This window comes from Phenylobacterium sp., from assembly GCF_031412415.1.
GTDB lineage: Bacteria > Pseudomonadota > Alphaproteobacteria > Caulobacterales > Caulobacteraceae > Phenylobacterium.
In genome coordinates this window covers 1-3,374 of the sequence record NZ_JANOCX010000230.1, presented here as the reverse complement: position 1 = coordinate 3,374, position 3,374 = coordinate 1, and the positions used below count along the sequence as shown (strand labels likewise).

3 protein-coding genes are annotated in these 3,374 nt (G+C 69.9%); all 3 read right to left on the bottom strand.

What is annotated here, in order from left to right:
• Window positions 1-83: 83 nt before the first annotated feature.
• Window positions 84-1,262 carry a hypothetical protein gene (locus RMO04_RS11420; RefSeq protein ID WP_309644912.1) on the bottom strand — a complete coding sequence of 393 codons (1,179 nt, stop codon included), beginning with the start codon at window positions 1,260-1,262 and terminating at the stop codon, window positions 84-86.
• Window positions 1,263-1,343: 81 nt separating this feature from the next.
• Complete coding sequence (locus RMO04_RS11415) at window positions 1,344-2,387, bottom strand: hypothetical protein (protein ID WP_309644911.1); 1,044 nt, start codon at window positions 2,385-2,387, stop codon at window positions 1,344-1,346.
• The coding region (locus tag RMO04_RS11410) for a hypothetical protein (RefSeq protein WP_309644910.1) at window positions 2,384-3,374 on the bottom strand (991 nt) is incomplete at its 5' end. The genes RMO04_RS11410 and RMO04_RS11415, both read right to left, overlap by 4 nt.

Genomic DNA, 3,374 nt, shown 5'->3' with positions numbered 1-3,374 from the left:
GGCCATCGCTGGGGCCTTAGTCCTTTTCACTATGTGACCGACTATTATCGCGACATCTGGCGCCAGCTCCGCGAGGCCGGCGTCTAGCGGGGACCTTGGCGGGCCCAGTGCTCCAGCGGGGTCATGCCCGTGACCGCCAGGCTCGCGCGGTCCAGCCAGGGCTCGCCCACACTCCAGGCGCCGCCCTGCAGGTAGTCCACCAGCGGATTGCGATCCTCCGGCCGCGCCGCCCCGCGCAGGGTCATGTAGCGACCGGCGTCGAACCACGGACTGGGATGACGGCCTTCGACGCCGCCGGCCATGACATAGTGGCTGAGCGGTTCGTGACCGCCGGCGGCCACATCGGGATACTGGGTCTGGTAGGCCGCCGGGTCGAACAGCGGGTGCGGCTTGCGGTTCGCCGCGACGCCGAGCGTCAGATAGTCGATCAGCGGCGGCTGCTCGGTCGCGGTTCCATAATAGTCCGGCGCGAACAGCGGGTGCGGCGAGAGGCCCCGTCCATGCTCCAGGTAGTGAGCCAACGGATTGGCGCCGGTCCGCATCAGGTCCGGCGCCTGTGCAACATAGTGCTCAAGGCTGAACAGCGGATGCGGATCACACCCCTCCGCCGCCCCGACGCGGACGAAGTGCTCGAGCGGCGTGAGGCCCGTCGCGCCTAGGGCCACGCCATGGCGCGCGCCATAGAAGGCGGCGTGGATCAGCGGATGAGGGCTGCGGCCCTCCGCGCCCCCTCGCAGCAGGTAGTGGGCGAGCGGGCTCATCCGACCGCCGCCGAGGTCCGGGCTGGCGCCCAGATACCAGGCTTGGTCGAACAGCGCGGCTGGTTGAGCTTGAGGATCGGCGCCGCGGCGGGCATAGGCGGCGATGGCGGCGAGGTCGCGCAGGCGCGCGCCGAACGACAGGCCGCTGGACCGCCAGACTCCGGAGCGGGCGATCAGCAGCGCCTGACCGACGACGCCTGCCCGGCCCAGCAACCGGTCGAGCAGCCGCGCTGGCCGATTTCGGCGACGGGGACGGGTCGTGCGCCGGGCCGCGGCACGATAGGCGACGAGCGCGGCCGCGCGGGCGGCCTGTTCGGCGCGGGCGGTGGCGGCGAGGGTCTCGGCGAGCGCCGCGCCCAGGCGGGTGCGGGTCAGGCCCTCGGCGGCGGCGGCGCGCTGCGCCTCCTCGCGCAGGGCGGCGTAGCGCGTGGCCAGTTCCCCGACCTTGGCGAACAGGTCGCCGTCTTCCGCCGATGAACTGTCAGATGCGTGCTTGGCCAAGATGCGGGCCGCGCGAAGCGGCCGTCTCCCCGTCTATCGATACCGTGCCCAGGGCTCGTGTCGGGCCGCGCCCGCCGACTGTCAAGCCGGGGTCCGGTCCAGCAGACCCTCCGCCTCCAGCCACCCCAGGTAGCCGCCGCCCGCCGTGGCGAAGGGATCGTCGAACCGAGCCCGCAGGTCGTCGCGATCGCGCCATAGCAGGCGGTGGGCGCGAGTGATCGGCGTACCGTCGTCGAAGGTCTCGTAGGCCCAGTAGCGTTCCGGGATCGAGGGCTCGGTCGCCGCGGCCACCTGATCCTTGTACCAGCGCCAGATTTCGTAGACCGCGTGATTGTCCCCGGCGTAGCGCTTGGTCATCACGTCGCCCGTGGGGCCGAGCTTGGTGAAGTGCCAGAAGCGCAGCGGCGCACCGTTGACGGTGATGGCGCCGTCCTTGCCGATGGCGACCTTGCGCTGGCTCAGGTTCCAGCTCGCGACGTTGTAGCCGGGGTCGCGGACGACCTTGACCTTGTCGAACAGGGCCGGGGCATGGTCGCACCAGCGCTGGTCGACGAACAGGCCCGCGGGCATGTCGTCGTAACAGAACGCCAGCAGCCGATCGTTCCACCACTGGGCGAACCGCAAGCCTTCGCCCCGCGCACGAACCGCGACGAAGCCCAGGTTGAAGATCCCCGTCTTCGAGGCCGAGAGATCGTTGTCGAGGATCGATTCGCGGGTGGTGTTGGGGTCGATCAGATGCGGCGTGAGCAGGATGTCGTCGCCGGCCATCAAATCCAGCAACGGATCGAGACTGGCGAACAGGGCCGTGTCGGGATCGAGATAGACGACCGCGTCCGCGCCGGCGTTGAGCGCCTGGTTCAGGAACGGGCCTTTCACCGCCGTGCAGGCCTCCACCACGTCATGCTTGAACAGCCAGGCCTTGAAGTCGGGAACGGCCAGATCTTCGGCATAGACCAGCCGGTCGAAGGGCTCGCTGGCGGCATCGAAGCGGAAGCCCGGCGGCGGCCGGTCGGTGACCAGGGCGACCAGCTCCCAATCCGGATGGAAGCGGCGCAGGGTCGCGTAAAGCACCCGCGCCCGATTGAGGTAGCTGAAGGTGAAGCTGGAATAGCAGACGACCTTCATGCGTTGGCCCTCAGGAGATCGACGGTCAGGGCGCTGAACTTCAGGTCCTGGACGACGGGCGAGCGAACATCCCGCGACAGCGCAAGGATGTCGCCCGATTCGAAGGCCGCGATCAGGGCGGCTTCATCGTCCAGCACCAGCCCGTGGCCGTTCTCGTGGGCGAAGGCCTCGACGTTGCCGCTGTCTGGACCAGTGACCACGGCCGCGCCGGCGGCGACCGCCTCATAGGCGGTGAAGGAGAAGGTCTCCCGGCAGATCGACCAGACCATGGCCGCGTCGACGTCGAGGCGGCGGATGGCGTCGCGCATGGCCAGCGGCTTCTCGGCGGTCACGGAAACCGGGTGGTGGGCGATGGGAAGCCCGCCGATGGTCCGGGCCGCCAGGTGGATGAACTCGTAGCGCGGATCGTCGGCGAACCGCAGCGCCAGGGCGCGGAAGATCGGCCAGCCCTTGTGCGCCGAGGCGCTTCCCGGGAAGGCGAACCGAAACGCTCCGGGCCGCCGCGGCTTGGGCCGCGCCCGCGTGGGGATCAGGCGGGCGTGCGGAACGACGCGTTCGTCGCGCGAGTCGAGACCGCCTCGCCGCCAGGTGTCCAGGGCGGTTTGCGAGGGCGCGACCACCGTCAGGTCGAGATAGCTGAACACCCGCTCGTGCTCGGAGATGTGCAACGCCCGGCCCGGGCCGTAGACACAGACGCCGCATGCGGGGCTACCCGGCGGCGGCGCGCCGCAATCCTCAACGTCGTTGCGCAACAGGTGGACGCCGGCGCACAGGGCGGTGAAGTCATGGATCCAGAAATAGCCGGCGTTGAGACCGGCGGTGCGGACCAGGTCGACCACGTCGCGGGCCGAATGGCCCAGCATGCTGTGGATGGCGAAGCTTCGAAGCCCGGCCTTCACCTTGGAAAAGGCGGCCTTCAGCTCGGCGATCACCACCGCCTGGGGGAAGAAGCCCAGGGGCGCGCCGTTCAGCATCACCCCCACCGGA

Coding starts and splice junctions, on each gene's coding strand:
- RMO04_RS11415 (WP_309644911.1), bottom strand. CDS start 2,387: ATGAAGGTCGTCTGCTATTCCAGCTTCACCTTCAGCTACCTCAATCGG.